The sequence below is a fragment of the Maritimibacter sp. genome (assembly GCF_016774595.1).
In the GTDB taxonomy this organism is placed as follows: Bacteria; Pseudomonadota; Alphaproteobacteria; order Rhodobacterales; family Rhodobacteraceae; genus Maritimibacter; species Maritimibacter alkaliphilus.
In genome coordinates this window covers 1,341,910-1,364,007 of record NZ_JACBWT010000001.1, presented here as the reverse complement: position 1 = coordinate 1,364,007, position 22,098 = coordinate 1,341,910, and the positions used below count along the sequence as shown (strand labels likewise).

The following is a 22,098-nucleotide window of genomic DNA, read 5'->3' as shown; positions in this document are numbered from 1 at the left end:
GATGTCCGGGCTTGGGAATTCGCGAGCGGCGGCGTACATAATCATCCGGGTCCGCCAAAGACGGCGGGGAAGCGGAGGAACAGGGTTGATCACCATCCTCGGGACAGGCCGGGCGCTTCCCGCCCGCTGCGTCAGATCCGACACCTTCGATGAACGGATCGGCAAACCTGTCGGCTATCTCGCTGAAACGACTGGTGTCGCCGCCCGCTATGTGTGTGAGGCGGAAAGCCAGATCGACCTCGCCGAAACCGCGTGTCGGGCCGCGCTGGAGGATGCCGGTGTGGCGCCGGGCGACATCGACCTGATCCTGTGCGGCAGCGCGGTGCCCTATCAGCCGATCCCGGCGACCGCCCCGGCTGTCATGCAAAGGCTGGGCCTGGCGGATGGAAGCGCAGCCGCGTTCGACGTGAATGCGACGTGCCTGAGCTTCCTGACCGCGCTCGACACCGCTGCCCGTATGATCGCAACGGGGCAAGCGACCCGTGCGCTCGTGGTCGCGTCCGAGATCGCCTCGCGCGCGCTGCCGTGGGACAGGCAGCCCGAAGTCGCGGCGCTGTTCGGGGATGGCGCGGCCGCGGCGGTCGTCACCAAGGCGACCACAGGTGGTATGGTGGCGAGCCTTATGCGGACCTATCCTTCGGCTTACGATGCCTGTTCGCTCGGCTCCGGTGGCACGCGCTTCGACTACCACAACGATCCCGATGGATTCGCCGCCCATGCGTGGTTCGGGATGGACGGGAAAGAGCTTTTCCGCCTTGCCTCCCGCCATTTCGGGGCATTCGTGGACGACCTGCTCGCCCGCACTGGCTGGGCGCGCGACGACGTCGACCTCGTCATCCCGCATCAGGCCAGCCCTGCCGCGCTCACCCACATGATCCGTCAGACCGGCTTTGCCCCCGACCGGGTGGTCGACATCATCGCCGAACACGGCAACCAGATCGCGGCCTCGATCCCCTTCGTGCTCGATGTGGCGCGCCGGACAGAGCGGATGCCCGAAGGGACGCGGACGCTTTTCCTCGGCACGTCGGCGGGTGTGTCTTTCGGAGGCTTGGCCTATGTCGCCTGAGCGCATCCTCGTCACCGGAGCGACCGGGTTCCTTGGCAGTGCGCTGGTGCGAAGGCTTCTGGCAGATGGCCGGGAGGTGGTCGCGCAGGGCCGGGACCCATCCGGGTGCGCGGCGTTGACGGCGCAGGGCGTTCCCGTCCTGCGATGGGACGTTTCGGTGCCCCTGTCAAACGTACCGCCCACCTTGGCCGGTATCACCCACATCGTCCACGGCGCGGGTCTGTCGTCGCCCTTCGGCTCTCGTGCAGCCTTCGAAGCGGCGAATGTCATCGGCACCCGGAACGTGGTCGATCTTGCCCGCCGCCTTGGGGTTCGTCGCTTCGTTCAGGTGTCCAGTTCGACCGTCTATTTCGCCCTGCGTGACCAATTGGGCCTGCGTGAGGACGACCCGCTTCCCAAACCCTTCAACGAATACGCCCGCACCAAGCGGTTGTCGGAGGAAATCGCGCTTGCCGCACCGGACATCGGCCCCCTCGCGATCCGCCCGCGCGGGCTGTACGGGGCAGGGGACACAGTGCTTCTGCCGCGTTTGCTCAAGACCGCCGCCGAACGCCCCCTCCCGCTTCTGCGCGGTGGGGCGGCCCGGATCGACCTGACACATGTCGAGGATGTCGTCGCCGCGATCATCGCCGGGTTGGACGCGCCGACAAGCGCGGAAGGCGAGGTTTTCAATGTCACCGGGGGCGAAACCATTCCAGTGACGCATCTCGCTGAAAGCGCCTGCGCCCGCGCGGGCGTTTCGCTTCGTTGGCGCAAGGTGCCCGTGACCCTCGGCCTCGCAGCGGCATGGTCCGCCGAAAGGGCCGCGCTCCTGACAGGGAAAGGCGAACCCGCCATCACCCGATATGCGCTGGCGCTCTTCGCCTATGCCCAAAGCCTCGACATCTCCAAGGCCGAGCGCGTGTTGGGCTGGACGCCCCGCATCGGGTTCGAGGAAGGGCTGGATCGCACGTTCGTGAAGGCGGACCCATGACCCCCGTCTTCGCCAACAGCGCCACCGTCCGCGCGCGTGAAAGCCTGATCCTGCGCGGGGGGCGGCGCAGGCCGGTGGAGCTTCGGGTGCGTTTCGGTCTGTTGGATCATCCGCGGATCGGCCCCGTCCTGATCGACACGGGATATACACGCGAAACGGTCGAAGGCGCGCGCAGTCTGGCGCTTAGGGCTTACGCACGCGCGCTTCGGCCCCACCTGAACGAAGCCGGCCAGCCGGGCGCCGTTCTGTCCCGCCATGGTGTATCGCCGAAGGATGTCGCCTGCATCATCCTCACCCATTTCCACGCCGACCACGTATCCGGCCTGCGCCAGTTTCCCAACGCCCGCATCATCGCCTGTGACAAGACTTTCGCGGCGATCAGTCGACGGGGTGCATTGGCCAACATACGCCACGGTATCTTTCCCGAACTCCTTCCAGACGATATCGCAACCCGCCTCACAGGGTTTTCGACCCTGCTCCGATCCGAGGTCACATTGCCCGGCGGCCAACCCGTCGGGGTGGATGTGTTCGGCGATGGCTCGGTCCTGACCGTCGACCTGCCCGGGCATGCCGAGGGCCACGTGGGCCTGTTCTTCCCGTCGCTTGCAACGCCGCTGCTTTACGCCACCGACACGCAATGGATGCTGGACGCACTCGCCCACGGTCGCGCACCGGGCCTGCCCGCCTCGGTCATCTCGGACGATGTGAGCGCCGGACTGAAAAGCACCCGCGCCGTCCGGGCTTTCCGCGATGCGGGGGGGCAGGTCATGCTCTGCCACGACCCGGCGCAGCAGCCCTATGACTTGGAAACCGCGTTGTGATCGCCTTCGTCGAAGCGATCGGCACCTACGTCACGGCGCGGCGCATGGCCCGTCCCGGCATGTCGCGGGAAAGGTTCGAGGCATGGCAGGCCCGACAGGTCGACATCTGGCTGGCACGAGATCTGCCGCGCGTGGCGGCCTATGCCCACAGGCCGAAAAGGCTGTCCGATCTGCCGATCACCGACAAGGCGACGCTCATGTCCGATTTCGCCGCCTATAACGTGCAGGGCCTGACCGCCGATGACGTGCGTCAAGCGATACAGGCGGATTGCCGGATCGGAAGCCTGACCGTGGGGCAGAGCACGGGAACCAGCGGCAACCGTGGCTATTTCGTCATTTCGAATGGCGAGCGGTTCCTGTGGCTCGGCGCGATCCTCGCGAAAGCGATCCCCGACATGCTGCTGGGGGGCGCGCGGGTGGCGGTGATCCTGCCGCAATCCACGCGGCTTTATGATGCTGCCCGCCGGACCCGGCGCATCGACCTGAGGTTCTTCGATCTCGTCGCGGGGCCGGAGGTCTGGCAAGACGACCTCGCGGCCTTCGACCCCACCGTCCTCATCGCCCCGCCGCGACTGCTGCGCCATTTCGCCGAGACGGGTCTTGCTCTCGCGCCCCGCCGCACCTTCGCTGCCGCCGAAACCCTCGACCCGGTGGACCGGCCCGTGATCGAAGCGGCCTTCGGTCCGCTCGAACAGATCTACATGGCGACCGAAGGTCTGCTGGCCGTGACCTGCCGAGATGGCACGCTGCACCTGTGCGAGGATTCGGTGAAGTTCGAGTTCGAGCCGGTGGGCGAAGGCCTCGTCTCGCCGCTCGTCACCGCATTCCGGCGGCAGGCACAGATCATGGCGCGCTACAGGTTGAACGACCTCCTGCGCCTGTCCACCTCGCCCTGCCGCTGCGGCTCGCCGCTTTTGGCCGTGGACGAGGTCGTGGGGCGGATGGACGATATTTTCCGTTTCGCAACTGCGGTGCTGACGCCCGACGTGATCCGAAACGCGGTCGTGGACGCGCACCCGGCCATTCAGGACTTCCGCGTGATCCAGACCGGCCCCTCGACCGTCCGGCTTATCCTGTCCCCTGACATGTCGGGCGAAGTGTGCGAGGCCGCGTTGGCCGCCCTGCGCACCCTGTTCGCGGCGCGGGCGGGCGGGGTGTCGGTGTCGCTCGAACGCAGACCCCTCGCGCTCGATACGGGCCGCAAGCTGCGCCGCGTCGAATGTCGGCTGCCGAAAGCGGCAGGATGATCGCGGATCGACATATCAGCCCTGGCGCAGAAAACGACCCGGTCAGTGTCGCGGCCCTCGTATCGCTGTTTCGCGATCACCCGTCCCGCGACCTGATTGCAAACCTCACCACCCGCGTCGAGGTGCTGGAGGCGCGAGGGAAGACCTTTCCGATTACGCTGAACGACCGGACGGAACGCGGCAATTGCTACATCTGCCGACCAAGCGCGGGTTATATCGACTACGGGTTGGACGAGACCCGCCATTTCGTATCGAACCCCGCGCTACGTGCCGCCCTTCGCGGATTGATCCGGGCGTGCGGGCCGGTTCTTGCGGCAAGCGGGCTCGACCATCAGGTGCAGGTCAACAACTGGCTTTTCTCGACCAATCCGGTGCCCGCGCTCACCTTGTCCGACGTGACGTCCATCCGCGATACTCTGGTGGGCCGACACCCGGACCGCGCGATCGTGCTGCGGTCTTTGAACAGGCTGGCGGATCGCGACACCATCTCGGCACTGGGGCAGGCCGGGTTCATCCTGTTGCCAGCGCGTCAGGTCTATATCTTCGCGGACCGCAGTATCGCCCCGAAGCTCAGCCGCAACATGAAGTGGGACCGCAAACTGATGCGCGCGACGCCACATGCGGCGGTCGCGAACGAGGCGTTCGGTACCGAGGATTTCGCCCGTGCGGAAACCCTGTACGGTATGCTGTATCTGGACAAATACACGCCCCTCAACCCGCAATACACGGCGCTCTGCCTGCGTGAGTTGCAACGAAGGGGGATCGTCGAATTCGCCGGCTTCCGGGATCGTGAGACGGGCATACTGACCGCCGTGACCGGCCTGTTCCGGTCCGGCACGACGCTGACCCAGCCCATCGTCGGTTACGATACGTCACGCCCGCAAGAGGAGGGGCTTTACCGGATGCTGATGGCGCTCTCGCAGGATCGGGCCAGCGCAGAGGGGTTGTTTTTCAACATGAGCGCCGGGGCAGCGGAGTTCAAACGGCTGCGCGGGGCCGAACCCGTGATCGAATACACCGCCGTCTACGTCGCGCATCTGGGGCAGCGCGAACGTGCGGCGGTCCGGGTGATGGAGCGGGTGCTGACCCGTGTGGGCGTGCCGCTTCTGGAACGGTTCGGCCTATGAGTGACCAATGGCAAGCGGTGGCGCTTTCCCGCGCGCTTGGGCGCAAGCCGAAACGGGTGTTCTTCGCGGGTGTGCCCGTGGTGCTGTTTCGCGATGGGCAGGGCAAGGCTGCCGCTCTGCACGACCGCTGCCCCCATCGCTTCGCCGCGTTGTCCGAAGGCAGGACCCGGAACGGCGAGGTCGAATGCCCCTATCATGGCTGGCGTTTCGGGGCGGACGGCCGATGCACCGCGATCCCCGGCCTCGTCGGCTCGTTGCCGCATTACCGCACCCGCCGTTTCGCGGTGACCGAGGCCAAAGGCGCGATCTTCCTGTCCGAAGGCGCGCCGGAAAAGGCCCCTTACGTCCACTGCCTGCAAGGTCAGGACGTGATCGTCCGTCACGTGACGAGTTCCACGCGTTCGACCCTGATCGACACGGCCGAAAACATCCTCGACGCCACGCATACGCATTTCACCCACAAGGGCCTGCTGCGCGGACTATCCGCCAAACCATACACGGTTGCGGTCGAGGTGACGGGCGGGCCGGGTTGGGTCGAGGCCCGCTATACGGGCGAGGACCGGGCGCAAGGCGTGATCTCGAAGCTGCTGGAGGGCGAGCGGGTCAAGACCATTGGGCGCTATCGTCATCCGGGCATTGCCGAACTCGAATACTGGGGGCCGAAGGGGATGGTGCTGGCGACGACCTTCCACTTGCGGCAGGCAGACGCGCATACGGTCGAGGGGATCGGCTGGCTCATGGGTCCGAAGCAGGGCGGGCTCGGCTATCTCAAGGCGCTCGCCTTCAAGCCGATGTTCCGGATCGCGTTGGAGCAGGATCGGCGCGTTCTGTCGACGGCCTTGGAGAACGCCCGACATGCGCCGGTCGCGAAGCCGGTGATCGGACCGCTGGATTTCCTGCGCGAAGACATTGCGCGCATACAGGCGGGCGAGATGCCGCTGGCCGCAGCCACGCCGCGCCGGTTTCAGATCGAGCTTTGATCCGGTCCGTTCCATTCGATGTCGTATGTCGTCGCGGCGAGCAGGCTGATGCGTCGGCGTAGTGCCAGCCGCGCGAATTCGACCAAGGCCATAAGCTGCGCCCTTTGTGCCCCCGGATCGTCGGGCCAGTCGAGCAACTCGTCCGTCTCTTGTCTGATGCGAAGGAAATCTTTCAACCGGCCCTTTGCCAGCGCCGGGGCAAGGCCGTAGACCCAGAGCGCGAGGTGCACGGCCTGCGGCCTTGTCACGTCGGGGTCGCAGATGGCCTGTCCCGCCAGCATCCGGGCGAAGGCTGCGCCGTCGCGAAAGACATGCAGACCGCTGGTTGCCCGTGGATTGCATTCGAGCGGCAGAACCCGGCCGTCCGCCAGACGCATCAGATCGAAAGACACCTGTCCGCTCCAACCCGTTCCGGCGACGAACCGCTTCACGAACGCCGTCACCGCCGCGTCCTCGACCGGGGCGAAGGCGACCGCCGCCCCCGTGCCCGCCCGTGCGAGCGCACGGTAGGTGGCGAGGGCAGAAAGCCGCCCTTCATGCGCGACGCCATAGGCGCAAAGCTCGGTGCCCGGCAGATAGTCCTGCGCGACCCATGGCCGCGTGGGGGAAGGCGTGATCGCATCCAGCCCGCGCGGATCGGGTCGGATCAGAACGTGTTCGGCAAAGCGGGACCAGACCGGCTTGAACACCATGTCACCGGCGCGGGCCCGAACCCTGTCGAGATCCGCAAGACCGCGCAGCAGGTGCGTCTCGGGCACGTCGAGGCCAAGGCCCGCGCAAAGTTCGATGAAGGCGTGTTTGGAATGCACTTGCGCGAGGCGGTCGAACCCCGGCGCGAACACCGGAAGTTCCAGCCCGGCCTCGTCGCGCAGGCGGGCGAGGTGAAAAACCTCTTCGCAGGTCGGCAGGATCAGATCGACGCCCTCGCGCGCAACGATCCGCGAGATTGCCTGCCCATAAGCGTCCGTTTCGAAGCGTGGCGATGGCGTGCGCTCGTACCGTGCGAACCGGGTCGCGGCCCCGATCGGGCGGCGCATCGTGTCGGTGAGAACGACCCGGTGTCCCGCGCTTCCCAACAGCCGCGCCATGTGCAGCGCGACGGGCGCGCGGGCGCCGGTGACGAGGAATGTCTGTCTCTCCATGGCCGGACGCTAGGGGGCGTCAGGCCCCCGCGCAAGCGTCAGCCCTCGGGATACCAGCAGGCCGCCGGATGCTCGCCCATCAGGTCCGGGCGCTGCTCGCGGCATTTGCTCTTGGCCTTCCAGCAGCGCGGCGCGAAGGGGCAGCCGTCGGGAATGTTGAGCGGCGAGGGCAGTTCGCCCTCCAGCTTGATCCGCTTCTTTTCCGGGTTCGGCTCGGTCGACGGCGTCGCCGAAAGTAGCGCCTTGGTGTAGGGATGCCGGGGGTTGCCGAAGACCGCCTCTTTCGACCCGAACTCCACGGGTCGCCCGAGATACATCACCACCACGTCGTCGGCCACATGCCGCACCACCGACAGGTCGTGCGAGATGAAGAGATAGGCGAGGTCCAGACGCTCTTGCAGATCGAGCAGCAGGTTCAACACCTGCGACTGGATCGACAGGTCGAGCGCCGAGACGGGTTCGTCCAGCACCAGAAGCTTGGGCTCCAGCATCAACGCACGGGCCACCGCGATCCGTTGGCGTTGCCCGCCCGAGAACATATGCGGGAAGCGGTCGTAATGCTCGGGCCGAAGCCCCACCAGCTCGATCATCTCGCGGGCTTTGGCCTGCCGTTCCTTGGCCGACATATCGGGGCGGTTGATCTTGAGCGGCTCTTCCAGAATGGCACCCACCCGGTGACGCAGGTTGAGCGACCCGTAGGGGTCCTGAAACACGATCTGCACCGTGTCGCGCAGCGTGTCCCAGTTGTCGGGCGTCACGTCCTTGCCCGCGATGTTGAGCGTGCCCGCCGTCGGCTCTTCGATCATCGTGACGAGCCGCGCGAGGGTGGATTTGCCGCACCCGGACTCCCCCACGACGGCGAGCGTCTTGCCGGCCTCGATAGTGAATGAGGCTTCCGACAGCGCCTTGACTACGCTGGGTTTAGAAAACAGGCCGCCGCCCACTTCGTAGTGGCGGGCGAGGTTCTGCGCGGTGACGACGGTGTTCATGCCACGCCCTCCTTCGCGTTGACCGGGTAGTGACAGCGCGCAAGGCCGAGTTCCGGCGGCTGCACCGGCGGGTCGATTTTGCGGCAGGTGTCGTTGGCGAATTGGCAGCGCGGCGAGAACAGGCAGCCTTCGGGCCGATCGTACTGCCCCGGCACGACGCCCGGAATGGTCGGCAGATGCCGCTCTGTCGCGCGTTCCGGCAGGGCCGCGAGCAGGGCCGAGGTATAGGGGTGGTGCGGTTCAGCGAAAAGCTTGCGCACCTCCTGTTCCTCGACCTTTTGCCCGGCATATTGCACCTGAACGCGCTGCGCCGTTTCGGCCACCACGCCCATGTCGTGCGTGATGAGGATCAGGCCCATCCCCGTCTCTTTCTGAAGATCCGTCAGCAGGTCGAGGATCTGCGCCTGAATGGTCACGTCGAGCGCGGTCGTCGGCTCGTCGGCAATGAGAAGGCGCGGCTTGCATGCGAGCGCCATCGCGATCATCACCCGCTGGCTCATCCCGCCCGACATCTGGTGCGGAAACGCCTTGAGCCGTTTTTCGGGGTCCGGGATGCCCACGAGGTCGAGCAGTTCGACCGCCCGCCTGTGGCGTGCCGCGCGGTCCATCTTCATGTGGATGCGCAAGCTTTCCTTGATCTGGAACCCGACCGTGAAACAGGGGTTCAGCGACGACATCGGCTCCTGAAAGATCATCGACATATCGCGCCCGATCACCTTGCGCCGCGACTTGGCCGACATGCCGCGCAGGTCCACGCCGTCGAAGCTCATCTCGTCGGCGGTGATCGTCGCGGTCCACGGTAACAGCCCCATCATGGCGAGCATCGAGACGGACTTGCCGGAGCCGGATTCGCCCACGATCGACAGGATGTCGCCCTCGTTCACGGTGATGTCGACGCCGTCCACGGCGCGAAACTGGCCGCCGGCGGTGTCGAAGTCGACGCTGAGATTGCGGATATTGAGGAGGGTCATCGTCAGCTCCTCTTCAGTTTGGGGTCAAGCGCGTCTCGCAGGCCGTCGCCCATCAGGTTGATGGCCAGCACCGTGGTCAGGATCGCGACACCGGGGAAGGTGACGACCCACCACGCGCGCAGGATGAATTCGCGGCTTTCGGCCAGCATGGTGCCCCATTCCGGTGTCGGCGGCTGCGCCCCCATGCCGAGAAAGCCCAGCGCGGCCACGTCGAGGATCGCGTTCGAGAACGACAGCGCCGCCTGCACGATGATCGGGGCAAGGCAATTCGGAAGAACGGTGACGAACATCAGTCGTGGCAGTTTCGCCCCCGCGACCCGCGCGGATACCACGTAGTCCTTGGACAACTCCGTCATCACCGCCGCGCGGGTCAGGCGCACGTAGTGCGGTTGAAGCACGATGGCGATGGCGATCATGGCATTCAGCAGCGACGGCCCGAGGATGGCGACGAGGACGAGCGCGAGCAGCAGCGACGGGATGGACAGGATGATGTCCATGATCCGCATGATGATCGTGTCGAGCCAGCGGGGTGCGAACCCGGCGATGAGCCCGGTCAGAATGCCGCCGGTCGCCGCGAGGATCACGACGATGGTGCCGACGAGGAACGAATAGCGCGCGCCGTAGATCAGGCGCGACAGCATATCCCGCCCCAGCGGGTCGGTGCCCAGCGGATAAGTCCAGCTTCCGCCGTCCTGCCACGCAGGCGGCACCAGCGTGGCGCCTCGGTTCTGGGTGGACGGTTCGAACGGGGAAATGAGCGGCGCGAAGATCGCGACGATCAGGAAGAAGATGAACACGTAAAAGCCGATCACGGCCCCACGGTTCTCGCGGAAGTAACGCCAGAATTCCTTGAACCGGCCGGGGCGGACGGTCGTGGTCGGCGTGGTGTTGGTCGATGAACTCACGTCTGCCATGTCAGCGCTTCCGGATCTTGGGGTTGATGAGACCGTAGAGCAGGTCGACGATCAGGTTCACCACCATCACGAGAAGTGCCACGAGCAGCAGCCCGCCCTGCACGACCGGGTAGTCGCGGCGATAGATGCTGTCGACCATCCACTTGCCGATGCCCGGCCACGAAAAGATCGTCTCGGTCAGGATGGCCCCTGCAAGGAGCATGCCGACGGACAGGCCGATCACGGTGATGACCGGGATCATTGCGTTCCTGAGCGCATGGATCCCGTTCACCCGCGGCGGGGTCAGGCCCTTGGCGCGGGCGGTGCGGATGTAGTCTTCGCCAAGCACCTCGAGCATGGCCGAGCGGGTCTGGCGCGCGATGACGGCGAGCGGGATGGTGGCGAGCACGATGGACGGCAGGATCAGGTGCCTTACGGCCGAGACGAACGCGCCATCCTGCCCCGACAACAGAGAGTCGATCAGCATGAAGCCGGTCACGTCGGGGAAATAGTAAAGCAGGTCGATCCGGCCGGACACGGGCGTCCAGCCCAGATTGCCCGAGAAAATGATGATGAGCAGCAGCGCCCACCAGAAGATTGGCATCGAATACCCGATCAGGGCCGAGGACATGAGCGCGCGGTCGAAGAACTTGCCGCGGTTCACGGCGGCGATGACGCCCGCCGGAATGCCCAGCGTGATGGCGATGACGATGGCGCAGAACGATAGCTCCAGCGTCGCCGGAAACAGCGCGAAGAACTCGTCGAAGACGGGGCGCTTGGTGACGTAGCTGGTGCCGAGATCGCCCTGAAGGACGCCGGTGAAGAAATCCCAGAACTGCACGACGAGCGGGCGGTCGAATCCGAACTGCTGGTAAAGCTCGTTGTAGCGTTCTTCGGTCATGCCGCGTTCGCCCGCCATGACGATGATCGGATCGCCTGGCAGCACGCGGATGAAGGAGAATGAGATGATGGTGACCCCGATGAACGTCGGGATGAAGGTCAGGAGCCTCCCGATCAGGTAACGTAGCATCAGCGGGTCCTGCGGTTCGGCTGGGCGTCGGCCTGGCTTGTACGGATCATATCGGCTCCGGTCGGAATGGCGGGGCCCGCAGGCCCCGCCAATTTGCGTTATTCAGCGAGGGAAACCTCGGTGAAGATGTGGCCGCCGAGCGGGTGGACTTTGTAGCCCTCCACTTCGGGGCGCATCGGCATGAACACGACCGAGTGCGCGATGGTCGCCCACGGGGCCTGCTCTTTGAAGATCACCTGAGCCTCTTCATAGAGCGCGGCGCGCTCTTCCTGCGTCGGCAGGGTCTTGGCTTCCTGAATGATCTCTTCGAACGGCTCGTGGCACCACTGGGCACGGTTCGAACCGCCCACACCGTCACAGCCCAGGAGCACGGCGAGGAAGTTGTCCGGATCGCCGTTGTCGCCGGTCCAGCCCAGCAGGACGGCACCGTCACGCTCGACGTCTTTCGAGCGGTCGAGGTATTCGCCCCACTCGTAGGACACGATCTCGACGTCCACACCGATCTTGGAGAAGTCTTCCTGGATCAGTTCGGCCATACGGCGTGCGTTCGGGTTGTAGGGGCGCTGCACCGGCATCGCCCAGACCTTCATCGAAAGGTCGGACACACCGGCCTCTTCGAGCATCGCCATCGCGCCTTCGGGATCGTAGGCATCGTCTTCGATCGCGTCGTTGTAGGACCACATGGTCGGCGGGATCGGGTTCTTGGCGATCGAGCCGGAGCCCTGGAACACCACGTCGATGATCGCCTGCTTGTCGATCGCCATGTTCAGCGCCTTGCGCACCATCGGATTGTCGAACGGTGCCTGCTGCGTGTTGTAGGCGAGGTAGCCGACGTTCAGCCCTTCCTGCTCCATCACGTTGATGCCGTCGTCATCCATCATCGCCTGAATGTCGGCGGGGTTCGGATAGGGCATCACGTGGCATTCGCCGGCGGACAGCTTCTGGTAGCGGACCGAGGCGTCGGGCGTGATCGCGAAGACCAGATTGTCGACCTTCGGCAGGCCTTCTTTCCAGTATTCGGGGTTCTTGGCGTAACGGATCACCGCGTCCTTCTGGTAGGCCACGAATTCGAACGGTCCGGTCCCGATGGGCTGCTGGTTCAGCATCTCGGGCGTGCCGGCTTCGTCCATCGCGTCGGCGTATTCCTTGGACTGGATCGAGGCGAAGTCCATGGCGAGGTTCGCGATGAACGGTGCTTCGGGACGGGTCAGCACGAACTTGACCGTCATGTCGTCGACCTTCTCGATGGACGAGATCAGGTCGGGCATCGACATACCGTTGAAGTATTCCCAGGAGCCTTCGGTTTCCATCTGGCGCATGAAGGAATAGACCACGTCATCCGCGTTGAAGTCGCGGGTGGGGGTGAAGTAGTCCGTTTCGTGGAACTTCACGCCGGAGCGCAGGTTGAAGGTCACTTCCAGACCGTCTTCCGAGGTTTCCCAGCTTTCGGCCAGACCCGGAACGACGTTGGTGGTGCCCGTCTCGAATTCGACGAGGCGGTTGTAGATCGGGTGCGACGAGGCGTCGAAGGTCGTGCCGGACGTGTAGAGCGCCGGGTCGAAGCCTTCGGGGCTGCCTTCGGAGCAATAGACGAGCGTCGATTGCGCCGAAGCGGTGCCCGCGAGCAGGGCGAAAAGGCCCGCTGCGGTCAGTGTTTTTCTTAGAGACATTTGTAACTCCCTGTTTGGGTCTCTCGCTCTGATCGGTCTTGCCTGAGGGAGGGTGCCGGACCCGGCGGCTCCATAAACGGAACCGCCCGCCTCACGGGCGGGCCAAGCTTGTTCTCCCTGTCATCCGGGGTCTTGCGCCCCATGTGATCAAATTTCTTACGACGCAGTCGGGTCGAGACAACCCGTGCCGTTGCGTCAACTTTGACCATCAGGTCAAACTCACGCAACCCTTATTTTTGTGAGGTGAATTGGACGGGTTCGAACAAACCGACAGGGCGCGGGTGGAAAGGGGATCGGGTATGGAAACGGTGACGGGCGGCTGCCTTTGCGGAAATCTGCGCATATCGGCGCGGGGCGTGCCGGATCGCGTCGGGCTGTGTCATTGTCTGGATTGCCGAAAGCATCATGGCGCCGTGTTCTTTGCGGCTGCGTTCTTTCCCGCGGACGCCGTGACGGTGGACGGAGAAACGAAGCAATACCAGGGCCGCCATTTCTGCCCCACCTGCGGCTCGTCCGTATTCTCGGTCAGCGAGGGCGAAATCGAAGTGCATCTCGGCACGCTGGACGAGCCGGGCGTGTTCGAGCCGACATATGAGCTGTGGACCTGCCGACGCGAGCCGTGGTTGCCGCAGATGCCGGGGGTCGAGGGGGTCGAGCGCGACGGCTGAGCCCGACCTCTCAGTCCTTCACAAAGAGCTTCCGCTCGACGTTGCAGAGGGTCTGGGCCGGGCCGTCCTCGGTGATGAGAATCGTCTCGGTCGTCTCCAGACCCCAGTCGTCCATCCACAGTCCGGGCATGAAATGGAAGGTCATGCCGGGTTCCAGCACGGTTTCGTCGAAGGCGCGGATCGACACGGTGTGCTCGCCCCAATCCGGCGGATAGGACAGGCCCACGGCATAGCCCGCGCGGTTGGGCCGTTCGATCCCGACCTTCAGCAGTTCCACGTCCAGCGCCCGCGCGATGTCGCAGGCCCGGTTGCCCGCGCGCGCCACTTCGATCCCTTGGTTCAGACCTTCGGTCAGCGCCTCGGACGCGTCCTTCATGTGCTTGGGCGGCTTGCCGAAGAAAATCGTCCGACTGAGCGGCGCGTGGTAGCGGCGATAGCATCCCGACTGCTCGATGAACGTCGCTTCGCCCTTCTTCAGCGCCTCGCCGTTCCACGTCAGGTGCGGGGCCGAGGCATCCGCGCCCGAGGGCAGGAGCGGCACGATCGCCGGGTAATCGCCCCAACTGTCGTCCTCGCCATGCACCGAGGTCTTGAAGAGTTCGCCCACCAACTCATGCTTGAGCATCCCCGGCTCCGCGATCTCGACCGCTTTGCCGATCACCAGTTCGGAAATGCGCGCGGCGCGGCGCATGAACGCCAGTTCCTCGTCCGACTTCCTGAGCCGCACCCAGTTCACAAGCGTCGAGGCGTCGATGAAATCCGCCTCCGGCAACCCCTCGGCCAGCACGGCGAAGGCGCGGGCGGTGAAGAAGTAGGTCTCCATCTCGACCCCGATGCGCTTGTCGCCATAGCCCATGATCCGCAGGTGGCTGGCAAGATCCTCCATCGGGTGAATGTCGGGCGCCTGAATATAGCGGTCGGCGTAGTAGATGATTTCGTCATCATCCATCCAGACCGTGCGTCGTGCGCCATTGGCATCCTGTAGCCGCCCCCACCAGATCGGTTTGCCGTCGAGCGGCAGGATCACCCCCTGATGCACATAGAACGACCAGCCGTCGTAGCCCGTGATGTAATTCATGTTCGACGGGTTCGTCAGGAACAGAACGTCGATCCCCATCGCTTCCATGGCGGCCCGTGTCTGGGCGATGCGGCGGTCGAATTCCCCTTGGGTGAAATGCGCATTCTCGATCGGCATGACGACTCCCGTTCCGTCTGGGTTGCTTGGGTCAGGCAGAGGATGGCGGAAAAGCCCGCAGGTTCAATGACTTTCTGGCGCAGTTACGTGCGGGTTGGTTCGGTGAGGCCGAAATGCGTTCCTGCTGTTGGGAACCGCGAAAGTCGTGATAAAGGCCTGATATGGTTGCCCTCGACGCCACAGACCTCGCCATCCTCAAGGTGCTCGCCCGCGATGGGCGTATCACCAAGGCCGCGCTTGCCGATGCGGTGGGGCTGTCGCCCACGCCCTGCTGGAACCGCCTGAAGCGGCTGGAAAAGGCCGGGGTGATCGACGGCTACGGCGCGCGCTTCGACCTGCGCAGGATCGGGCCGTCGGTGACGGTCTTCGTTGCGGTCGAGATCGCCGATCACACCGCCGCCAGCTTCCGCATCTTCGAAGACGCGCTCACCCGGTATGACGAGATCACCGCCTGCTGGGCGCTGGGTGGCGGTTACGATTACCTCATGCAGGTCGTCACCCGCGACATCGACGCCTATCAACGCCTGATGGACGTGATGCTCGACGCCCGCATCGGCCTGTCGCGGTATTTCACTTACATCGTGACCAAGCCCGTCAAAGGCGGCCCGCCGCCCCTGGGTCTGATCGCGGGAGAGGAATAGTCTCTCAAACCCTGCGGGCAGGAGAGGAATCCTCTCCGCAAGAGAGCAAATTCAGCCTCGACGCCCGCGCGAATCCCTCATTTTGAGCCCATCGAACAGGAGGCTTGAGATGCTCGACACAGCGATCCCGACCCACGTGGACATCACCGACAAGCGGCTTTTGCGCAGCTTCGCCTATGTGAACGGCAAGTGGCGCGCGGCTTCGGACGGTGGTTCGTTCAACGTCACCGACCCCGCCAACGGCGCTTTCCTCGGCGAAGTCGCCAAGCTGACCGCAGAGGATTCCAGTTCTGCCGTCGACGCCGCGCAGATGGCCTTTGCCGACTGGTCCATGACTCTGCCGCAGGAGCGTGCCGCGATCATCCGTCGCTGGTTCGACCTGATGCTCGCCCATAAAGAGGATCTCGCCCGCATCATGGTGCTGGAGCAGGGCAAGCCGATCTCCGAAGCGCGGGGCGAAATCGACTACGCCGCCTCGTTCGTGGAGTTCTATGCCGAAGAGGCCAAGCGCCCGAACATCGAAGGCGTGACCAGCCACCTCCACGATGCCGAGGTCGAGCTGTGGCTCGAACCGGTCGGTGTCGTCGCCCTCATCACCCCGTGGAACTTCCCCTCCGCGATGCTGACGCGCAAGGCCGCCGCCGCGCTTGCCGCAGGCTGCACCATCGTTGCGCACCCGTCGCACGAAACCCCCTATTCCGCGCTCGCGCTGGCGGAACTCGCGGAACGCGCGGGCGTGCCGCCGGGCGTCTTCAACGTCGTCACCGGCCACGCGCCCACCATCGTCGAGCCTTGGACGCAGGACCACCGCGTCCGCGCCCTGTCCTTCACCGGCTCGACCGAAGTGGGCCGGCTCCTCTACCGCCAGTCCGCCGCGACCGTGAAACGGCTGGTCATGGAACTGGGCGGCCACGCCCCGGTGATCGTGTTCAAGAACTGCGATCTGGACGAAGCCGTTGCCGAGACGATGAAGGCCAAATGGGCGACGTCCGGGCAGGATTGCCTTGGCGCGAACCGCATCTATGTCGAACGTGCTGTCTATGACGAATTCTGCCAGATGTTCACCGAAGCGACCGAGGCGCTGACCATCGGGCGCGGCATGGACGACCCGGACATCGGCCCGCTGATGAACGAGAAAGCCGTGGCCAAGCAGGAGGAACACGTCGCCGACGCGCTCGCCAAAGGCGCGACGCTCATGTGCGGTGGCAAACGCACCGAGCATGGCGATCTGTTCTACGCGCCCACCGTGCTCAAGGACGTGACCGACGACTGCCTCATCATGCGTGAGGAGACCTTCGGCCCCGTTGCCGCGATCACCCCCTTCGACAGCGAGGACGAGGTGGTGCGCCGGGCGAACGATACGGAATACGGTCTTGTGGCCTATGTCCACTCGATGGACCCGCGCCGTATCTACCGCCTGACCCGCGCGCTGCAATACGGCATGGTTGCGGTGAACCGCACCAAGGTCACGGGCGCGCCGATCCCCTTTGGCGGCACAAAACAATCCGGTCTGGGCCGCGAAGGTGCGCGGCGCGGCATGGAGGAATTCATGGAAATCAAATACGTCTGCCGCGACTGGGCGTAACCATCGAGTAAAAAAGGAAAAACGATGCTCAAGAACGATCAACTCGACCGCTGGGACCGGGAAAACTTCTTTCACCCGTCCACGCACCTCGCCCAGTTCGCCCGTGGCGAAGCGCCGAGCCGCGTCATCCAGACCGGCAAGGATTGTCACATCACGGACCGTGACGGGAACGAACTGCTCGACGCCTTCGCCGGGCTCTACTGCGTGAACGTCGGCTATGGCCGCCCCGAAATCGCCGAAGCCATCGCCGAGCAGGCCAAGGAACTGGCTTACTACCACGCCTATGTCGGCCACGGCACCGAGGCGTCGATCACGCTTGCCAAGATGGTGCTCGACCGTGCGCCGGACCATATGTCCAAGGTCTATTTCGGCCTGTCTGGCTCGGACGCGAACGAAACCAACATCAAGCTGGTCTGGTATTACAACAACATCCTTGGTCGTCCCGAAAAGAAGAAGATCATCTCGCGTTGGCGCGGCTATCACGGGTCGGGCCTGATGACCGGGTCGCTGACGGGCCTGCACCTGTTCCACAAGAAATTCGACCTGCCGCTGGAACAGGTGATCCACACCGAGGCACCGTATTACTACCGCCGCGAGAACACCGATATGACCGAAGAGGATTTCGTCGGTCACTGCGTCTACGAACTCGAGCAACTGATCGAACGGGAAGGGGCCGACACCATCGCCGCCTTCATCGGCGAGCCCGCGCTGGGCACCGGCGGCCTTGTCCCGCCGCCTGCGGGCTATTGGGAGGCGATCCAGAAGGTGCTCGAAAAGCACGACATCCTGCTCATCGCGGACGAGGTCGTGACCGGCTTCGGGCGTCTCGGGTCCATGTTCGGCTCGGACCACTACGGCATCAAGCCCGACCTCATCACCATCGCAAAGGGCCTGACCTCGGCCTATGCGCCGCTGTCGGGGTCCATCGTGTCCGACAAGATGTGGAAGGTGCTGGAGCAGGGGACGGATGAGAACGGCCCCATCGGCCACGGCTGGACCTATTCGGCCCACCCGATCGGCGCGGCGGCGGGCATCGCGAACCTGAAGCTGATCGACGATCTGAACCTCGTCCAGAACGCGGGCACCGTCGGCGCGCATTTCAAGGCGGCGCTCAAGGCCGAGGTTGGCGACCATGCCCATGTGGGTGAAGTGCGTGGCGAAGGCCTCCTTTGCGCGGTCGAATTCGTGAAAGACCCGGAGACGCGCACCTTCTTCGACCCGTCCGAGGGGATCGGCGCCAAACTCGCCGGTGCGCTTCTGTCCGAGGGCGTCATCGCGCGCGCCATGCCGCAGGGCGACATCCTCGGTTTCGCGCCGCCCTTCTGCCTGACCGAAGCGCAGGCGGACGAGATCGCGACCAAGCTCGGGCGCGCCGTTCGCAGCGTTCTGGGATAAGCACGCGGCGGGGCCGATCTTGAATTTCGGCCCCGCGACCCCATATTAGGTCAGCAAAGCAGACCTAAAACCCCTTCTAAACAGCGGTTTACCTTGCAGCTTTGCATCCAAGGTGCTTGAAGGGGCCGGTATGACCCGGAAAGGGGGCGGACATGCTCGATTTTCGCACCATGCGTCAGGAACTGGCCGAGGTTTACGACCTCGCGCCCAACCCGGACCTGGCCGAGGAAATGAAGGACGACTACGCGAAGATGGATCGCGTGGTGTCGCCGCCCGAGTGGGCCGTGGCCGCACCCTATGTGCGTGCGATCAACCGCCTGAAAAAAGAGAAGAACGCGGTCATCCTCGCGCATAACTACATGACGCCGGACATCTATCACGGCGTGGCCGATTTCGTGGGCGACAGCCTGCAACTCGCCATCAAGGCGACCGAGGTCGAGGCCGAGACCATCGTCCAGTGCGGCGTGCATTTCATGGCCGAGACGTCGAAGATCCTGAACCCGGCGAAACGCGTGTTGATCCCGGATATGGAGGCAGGTTGCTCGCTCGCCAACTCCATCGGGGCCGAAGGCATCAAGCAGATGCGCGCGCAATATCCGGGCGCGCCTGTCGTGACCTACGTGAACACGACCGCCGAGGAAAAGGCCAACTCCGACATCTGCTGCACCTCGTCCAACGCCGCCGCCATCGTGCGCGCGCTGCCCGAGGACACGATCATCATGGCGCCGGACCAGTATCTGGCCCAGAACGTCGCGCGTCAGGTGCCGGAAAAGAACATCGTCTGGTGGAACGGCTCCTGCGTGGTGCACGAAAGCTTCACGGCACAAGACCTCAAGGACTATCGCCAGTGGAACCCCGACACCACGATCATCACGCACCCGGAATGCCCGCCGGACGTGGTGGACGAAAGCGATTTCTCCGGCTCCACCAGCGGGATCATCAACTACGTGCGCGAGCACAAGCCCAAGCAGGCGCTGCTCGTGACCGAGTGCTCGATGGCCTCGAACATTTCCGACGAGCTGCCCGAGGTGGATTTCGTCGGCCCCTGCAACATGTGCCCCTACATGAAGAAGATCACGCTGGAGAAAATCCTGTGGTCGCTTCACGCGGGCGTCGAAGAGGTGCACGTCGATGAAGACGTGGCCGCCAAGGCGCGCGTGGCGGTCGAGCGGATGATCGACCTCAGCAAGAAACTGGGCATCTGATAGGGGCGACCCCCATGAAAACCGAACGTATCGTCATCGTCGGCGCGGGTATGGGCGCGCTCTATGCGGCCCTGACGCTGGCGCCACGCCCCGTGCTGATGATTTCGCCCGAACAACTTGGCGAGGGCGCAAGCTCGGCCTGGGCGCAGGGCGGTGTCGCCGCCGCGATGGCCGCGTCCGACACGCCCGAGGCACATGCCAAGGATACCATGACCGCAGGGGCGGGGACCGTGGATGGCGAGGTGGCCGCGATGGTCACCCGGCACGCCGCCGAACATATCCTCGACCTGACCGCGTTCGGCACGCCCTTCGACCGTGATGCCCAAGGCAACTACGTGATGAGCCGGGAGGCCGCGCATTCCGCCGCGCGCGTCGTGCGGGTCAAGGGCGACCAGGCGGGTCGTCAGATCATGGAGACGTTGATCGCCAAGGTCCGCGCCACGGCATCGGTGCAGGTCATCGAAGGCGCTCTCGCGACCGGGCTCGAAACCGAAGGCGAGCGCGTCACCGGCGTCTGGATCAGGCACACCGACCCCGCCTCCGGCCCCGTGCTGATCGAAACGCCCGCCGTGCTTCTGGCCGGTGGCGGCTCCGGCGGGCTTTACGCGCATACGACGAACCCGCCGCGCATCCGGGGGCAGGTCATCGGCTTCGCCGCCCGCGCGGGCGCCGTGATCGCCGATCCTGAATTCGTGCAATTCCACCCCACCGCAATCGACATGGGCGAAGACCCCATGCCGCTCGCGACCGAGGCGCTCAGGGGTGAGGGTGCGATCCTCGTCAATGCCGATGGCGAACGGTTCATGACGACCGTGCATGAGGATGCCGAACTCGCGCCGCGCGACATCGTCGCCCGCGAAATCTTCAAGCAGACGCAGGCGGGCAAACGCCCGATGCTCGACACGCGCGCCGCGCTGGGCGCCGAGGTGCTGACCCGTTTTCCGGCGGTGGCCGAGGCCTGCGCGCGCGCCGGGTTCGATCCGGTCGAAAACCCGATCCCCGTCGCGGTCGCAGCGCATTACCACATGGGCGGCGTGGACACCGACGAACATGGCCGCTCGTCGCTCGACCGCCTCTGGGTCTGCGGCGAAGCGTCGTCCACGGGCCTGCACGGTGCAAACCGGCTCGCCTCCAACGGCCTGCTGGAAGCCTTGGTTTATGGCAAGAAAGCCGCCGAAGACATCGCGCGAACGCTTGGCGACATTCCCGAGGCCGAAGAACTGACCTTCACCTTCCCGACGGGTGGCGAGGACGTGGACGAAGCCGCCGTGATGGACCTGCGCCGCACCATGACCACCCATGTCGGTGTGCGCCGGAACGCCGACGGGCTGAAACAGGCGCTGGCCACCATCGCCGGGCTCGAAGCCGCGGCCAACAACGAGACCATGCGCAACATGACCGCGACCGCGACCCTTATCGCCGCCGCCGCGCTGACCCGCGAGGAAAGCCGGGGCGGGCATTATCGCGACGACTTTCCCGAGCAGGTTCCCGCGCTCGCCCATCGCACCAAGATCACGCTGGAGGCCGCCGTCGGCATCCGGGACGCCGCCAAGGATATGGTATGACCTACGCCACGCTGCCCGACATCGTTCTGGAACCCATCGTGCGCAATGCGCTGATGGAGGATCTGGGCACCTATGGCGACGTCACCACCCGTGCCGTGATCCCGCCCGCCACGACCTATGACGCCGCGATCAACGCGCGTGAGCCGGGGATCGTCTCGGGCATGCAGATCGCGCGCATCGCCTTCGGCCTGGTCGACCCCTCGCTTGAAATCGAGCCGCTCGTCGAGGACGGTGACACCATCGCGCCCGGCGACACGCTCATGCGTATTCGGGGCAAGGCCGCATCGATCCTGTCGGGCGAACGCGTGGCGCTGAACTTCGCGGGCCGCCTGTCCGGTATCGCCACCATGACCGAGTCCTTCGTGGCGAAGACCGAAGGCACCAAGACCCGGATCACCTGCACCCGCAAGACCACGCCGGGCCTGCGCGTGGTCGAAAAACTCGCCGTTCTGCATGGCGGCGGCTTCAACCACCGCTATTCGCTCTCGGACGCGATCCTCATCAAGGACAACCACATCGCGGCCGCCGGGGGTGTGCGTGCGGTGCTGGAGGCGTCCAAGGCGGTGGCCAGCCACATGATGACCGTCGAGATCGAGGTCGATACGCTCGACCAGCTTGCCGAAGTGCTCGACGTCGGCGGGGCGAGCGCGGTTCTGCTCGACAATATGGACACGCCGACATTGATCGAAGCGGTCAAGATGACGGGCGGGCGCCTGCCCTTGGAAGCATCCGGCAACATGAAGCTCGAGCGCATCGCGGAAGTTGCCGCGACGGGCGTCGATTACATCTCGTCCGGGGCCCTGACGCACTCGGCCCGGACCCTTGATCTCGGTGTGGATTTTTAGCCCTAAAATCCGAGACTTAGAGTCGTGACTGCGAAGTCGGGACGCTATATCTTGCGTCTTTTGTATGTGTCGCCACGACCACTACGTCGG

At 64.9% G+C, this 22,098-nt stretch carries 20 protein-coding genes; 13 read left to right on the top strand and 7 right to left on the bottom strand.

Features of this window, described 5'->3' with window-relative positions; translation table 11 throughout:
- Window positions 1–85 precede the first annotated feature (85 nt).
- The 6 genes from HOY44_RS06840 to HOY44_RS06815 are packed head-to-tail and all read left to right on the top strand — an operon-like array spanning window position 86 to window position 6,214.
- Entirely contained in the window at window positions 86–1,066 is a 981-nt protein-coding gene (locus HOY44_RS06840; RefSeq protein ID WP_287433843.1) for a 3-oxoacyl-ACP synthase III family protein, read from the top strand.
- The gene (locus HOY44_RS06835) at window positions 1,056–2,039 is read left to right on the top strand and encodes an NAD-dependent epimerase/dehydratase family protein (RefSeq protein ID WP_287433842.1); all 984 of its coding nucleotides are present in this window, start codon (window positions 1,056–1,058) and stop codon (window positions 2,037–2,039) included. The genes HOY44_RS06840 and HOY44_RS06835 overlap by 11 nt, the downstream gene beginning before the upstream one ends.
- Complete coding sequence (locus HOY44_RS06830) at window positions 2,036–2,860, top strand: MBL fold metallo-hydrolase (protein ID WP_287433839.1); 825 nt, start codon at window positions 2,036–2,038, stop codon at window positions 2,858–2,860. Before HOY44_RS06835 ends, HOY44_RS06830 begins: the two co-directional genes overlap by 4 nt.
- A complete protein-coding gene (locus HOY44_RS06825; protein ID WP_287433838.1) occupies window positions 2,857–4,107 on the top strand; it encodes a F390 synthetase-related protein in 1,251 nt (416 codons plus the stop codon). The genes HOY44_RS06830 and HOY44_RS06825 overlap by 4 nt, the downstream gene beginning before the upstream one ends.
- Entirely contained in the window at window positions 4,104–5,234 is a 1,131-nt protein-coding gene (locus tag HOY44_RS06820) for a GNAT family N-acetyltransferase (protein WP_287433837.1), read from the top strand. Before HOY44_RS06825 ends, HOY44_RS06820 begins: the two co-directional genes overlap by 4 nt.
- Entirely contained in the window at window positions 5,231–6,214 is a 984-nt protein-coding gene (locus tag HOY44_RS06815) for a Rieske 2Fe-2S domain-containing protein (RefSeq protein ID WP_287433834.1), read from the top strand. The genes HOY44_RS06820 and HOY44_RS06815 overlap by 4 nt, the downstream gene beginning before the upstream one ends.
- Here the strand turns inward: HOY44_RS06815 and HOY44_RS06810 are convergent.
- From HOY44_RS06810 to HOY44_RS06785, 6 genes are all read right to left on the bottom strand, one after another.
- The gene (locus tag HOY44_RS06810; protein WP_287433833.1) at window positions 6,199–7,356 is read right to left on the bottom strand and encodes an ATP-grasp domain-containing protein; all 1,158 of its coding nucleotides are present in this window, start codon (window positions 7,354–7,356) and stop codon (window positions 6,199–6,201) included. The genes HOY44_RS06815 and HOY44_RS06810 overlap by 16 nt on opposite strands.
- A gap of 38 nt (window positions 7,357–7,394) precedes the next feature.
- The gene (locus HOY44_RS06805) at window positions 7,395–8,345 is read right to left on the bottom strand and encodes a dipeptide ABC transporter ATP-binding protein (protein ID WP_008333809.1); all 951 of its coding nucleotides are present in this window, start codon (window positions 8,343–8,345) and stop codon (window positions 7,395–7,397) included.
- A complete protein-coding gene (locus HOY44_RS06800) occupies window positions 8,342–9,316 on the bottom strand; it encodes an ABC transporter ATP-binding protein (protein WP_287433830.1) in 975 nt (324 codons plus the stop codon). The genes HOY44_RS06805 and HOY44_RS06800 overlap by 4 nt, the downstream gene beginning before the upstream one ends.
- A gap of 2 nt (window positions 9,317–9,318) precedes the next feature.
- Entirely contained in the window at window positions 9,319–10,230 is a 912-nt protein-coding gene (locus HOY44_RS06795) for an ABC transporter permease subunit (RefSeq protein WP_008333824.1), read from the bottom strand.
- Between the two features lies 1 nt (window position 10,231).
- On the bottom strand, window positions 10,232–11,239 hold the full coding sequence (locus HOY44_RS06790; RefSeq protein WP_287433829.1) for an ABC transporter permease subunit: 1,008 nt from the start codon (window positions 11,237–11,239) through the stop codon (window positions 10,232–10,234).
- Between the two features lie 98 nt (window positions 11,240–11,337).
- Window positions 11,338–12,909: an ABC transporter substrate-binding protein gene (locus tag HOY44_RS06785; protein ID WP_008333828.1), complete on the bottom strand. Its 1,572-nt coding sequence runs from the start codon at window positions 12,907–12,909 to the stop codon at window positions 11,338–11,340.
- Window positions 12,910–13,208: 299 nt separating this feature from the next.
- On the opposite strand from HOY44_RS06785, the gene HOY44_RS06780 reads away from it, so the two are divergent.
- Window positions 13,209–13,577, top strand: coding sequence for a GFA family protein (locus tag HOY44_RS06780; protein WP_287433825.1), 369 nt, complete (start codon window positions 13,209–13,211; stop codon window positions 13,575–13,577).
- A gap of 10 nt (window positions 13,578–13,587) precedes the next feature.
- On the opposite strand, the gene HOY44_RS06775 is transcribed toward HOY44_RS06780, so the two are convergent.
- Window positions 13,588–14,772, bottom strand: a complete 1,185-nt coding sequence (locus HOY44_RS06775; protein WP_008333832.1) for a M24 family metallopeptidase — start codon at window positions 14,770–14,772, stop codon at window positions 13,588–13,590.
- A gap of 161 nt (window positions 14,773–14,933) precedes the next feature.
- On the opposite strand from HOY44_RS06775, the gene HOY44_RS06770 reads away from it, so the two are divergent.
- The 6 genes from HOY44_RS06770 to nadC all read left to right on the top strand — a co-directional run bounded on the left by HOY44_RS06770 (window position 14,934) and on the right by nadC (window position 22,008).
- The gene (locus tag HOY44_RS06770) at window positions 14,934–15,413 is read left to right on the top strand and encodes an Lrp/AsnC family transcriptional regulator (protein ID WP_008333834.1); all 480 of its coding nucleotides are present in this window, start codon (window positions 14,934–14,936) and stop codon (window positions 15,411–15,413) included.
- Window positions 15,414–15,522: 109 nt separating this feature from the next.
- Window positions 15,523–16,998 carry an NAD-dependent succinate-semialdehyde dehydrogenase gene (locus HOY44_RS06765; RefSeq protein ID WP_287433823.1) on the top strand — a complete coding sequence of 492 codons (1,476 nt, stop codon included), beginning with the start codon at window positions 15,523–15,525 and terminating at the stop codon, window positions 16,996–16,998.
- 24 nt (window positions 16,999–17,022) lie between these two features.
- The gene (locus HOY44_RS06760; protein ID WP_008333837.1) at window positions 17,023–18,393 is read left to right on the top strand and encodes an aspartate aminotransferase family protein; all 1,371 of its coding nucleotides are present in this window, start codon (window positions 17,023–17,025) and stop codon (window positions 18,391–18,393) included.
- 152 nt (window positions 18,394–18,545) lie between these two features.
- Window positions 18,546–19,598 (top strand): quinolinate synthase NadA, encoded by a 1,053-nt coding sequence (nadA, locus tag HOY44_RS06755; protein WP_008333839.1) that lies wholly within the window; start codon window positions 18,546–18,548, stop codon window positions 19,596–19,598.
- Between the two features lie 14 nt (window positions 19,599–19,612).
- Complete coding sequence (locus HOY44_RS06750) at window positions 19,613–21,163, top strand: L-aspartate oxidase (protein WP_138421884.1); 1,551 nt, start codon at window positions 19,613–19,615, stop codon at window positions 21,161–21,163.
- Entirely contained in the window at window positions 21,160–22,008 is an 849-nt protein-coding gene (nadC, locus tag HOY44_RS06745; protein WP_287433820.1) for a carboxylating nicotinate-nucleotide diphosphorylase, read from the top strand. The genes HOY44_RS06750 and nadC overlap by 4 nt, the downstream gene beginning before the upstream one ends.
- Window positions 22,009–22,098: the final 90 nt, after the last annotated feature.

Coding starts and splice junctions, on each gene's coding strand:
- HOY44_RS06835 (WP_287433842.1), top strand. CDS start 1,056: ATGTCGCCTGAGCGCATCCTCGTCACCGGAGCGACCGGGTTCCTTGGC.
- HOY44_RS06830 (WP_287433839.1), top strand. CDS start 2,036: ATGACCCCCGTCTTCGCCAACAGCGCCACCGTCCGCGCGCGTGAAAGC.
- HOY44_RS06820 (WP_287433837.1), top strand. CDS start 4,104: ATGATCGCGGATCGACATATCAGCCCTGGCGCAGAAAACGACCCGGTC.
- HOY44_RS06815 (WP_287433834.1), top strand. CDS start 5,231: ATGAGTGACCAATGGCAAGCGGTGGCGCTTTCCCGCGCGCTTGGGCGC.
- HOY44_RS06810 (WP_287433833.1), bottom strand. CDS start 7,356: ATGGAGAGACAGACATTCCTCGTCACCGGCGCCCGCGCGCCCGTCGCG.
- HOY44_RS06805 (WP_008333809.1), bottom strand. CDS start 8,345: ATGAACACCGTCGTCACCGCGCAGAACCTCGCCCGCCACTACGAAGTG.
- HOY44_RS06800 (WP_287433830.1), bottom strand. CDS start 9,316: ATGACCCTCCTCAATATCCGCAATCTCAGCGTCGACTTCGACACCGCC.
- HOY44_RS06795 (WP_008333824.1), bottom strand. CDS start 10,230: ATGGCAGACGTGAGTTCATCGACCAACACCACGCCGACCACGACCGTC.
- HOY44_RS06790 (WP_287433829.1), bottom strand. CDS start 11,239: ATGCTACGTTACCTGATCGGGAGGCTCCTGACCTTCATCCCGACGTTC.
- HOY44_RS06785 (WP_008333828.1), bottom strand. CDS start 12,909: ATGTCTCTAAGAAAAACACTGACCGCAGCGGGCCTTTTCGCCCTGCTC.
- HOY44_RS06780 (WP_287433825.1), top strand. CDS start 13,209: ATGGAAACGGTGACGGGCGGCTGCCTTTGCGGAAATCTGCGCATATCG.
- HOY44_RS06775 (WP_008333832.1), bottom strand. CDS start 14,772: ATGCCGATCGAGAATGCGCATTTCACCCAAGGGGAATTCGACCGCCGC.
- HOY44_RS06770 (WP_008333834.1), top strand. CDS start 14,934: ATGGTTGCCCTCGACGCCACAGACCTCGCCATCCTCAAGGTGCTCGCC.
- HOY44_RS06765 (WP_287433823.1), top strand. CDS start 15,523: ATGCTCGACACAGCGATCCCGACCCACGTGGACATCACCGACAAGCGG.
- HOY44_RS06760 (WP_008333837.1), top strand. CDS start 17,023: ATGCTCAAGAACGATCAACTCGACCGCTGGGACCGGGAAAACTTCTTT.
- nadA (WP_008333839.1), top strand. CDS start 18,546: ATGCTCGATTTTCGCACCATGCGTCAGGAACTGGCCGAGGTTTACGAC.
- HOY44_RS06750 (WP_138421884.1), top strand. CDS start 19,613: ATGAAAACCGAACGTATCGTCATCGTCGGCGCGGGTATGGGCGCGCTC.
- nadC (WP_287433820.1), top strand. CDS start 21,160: ATGACCTACGCCACGCTGCCCGACATCGTTCTGGAACCCATCGTGCGC.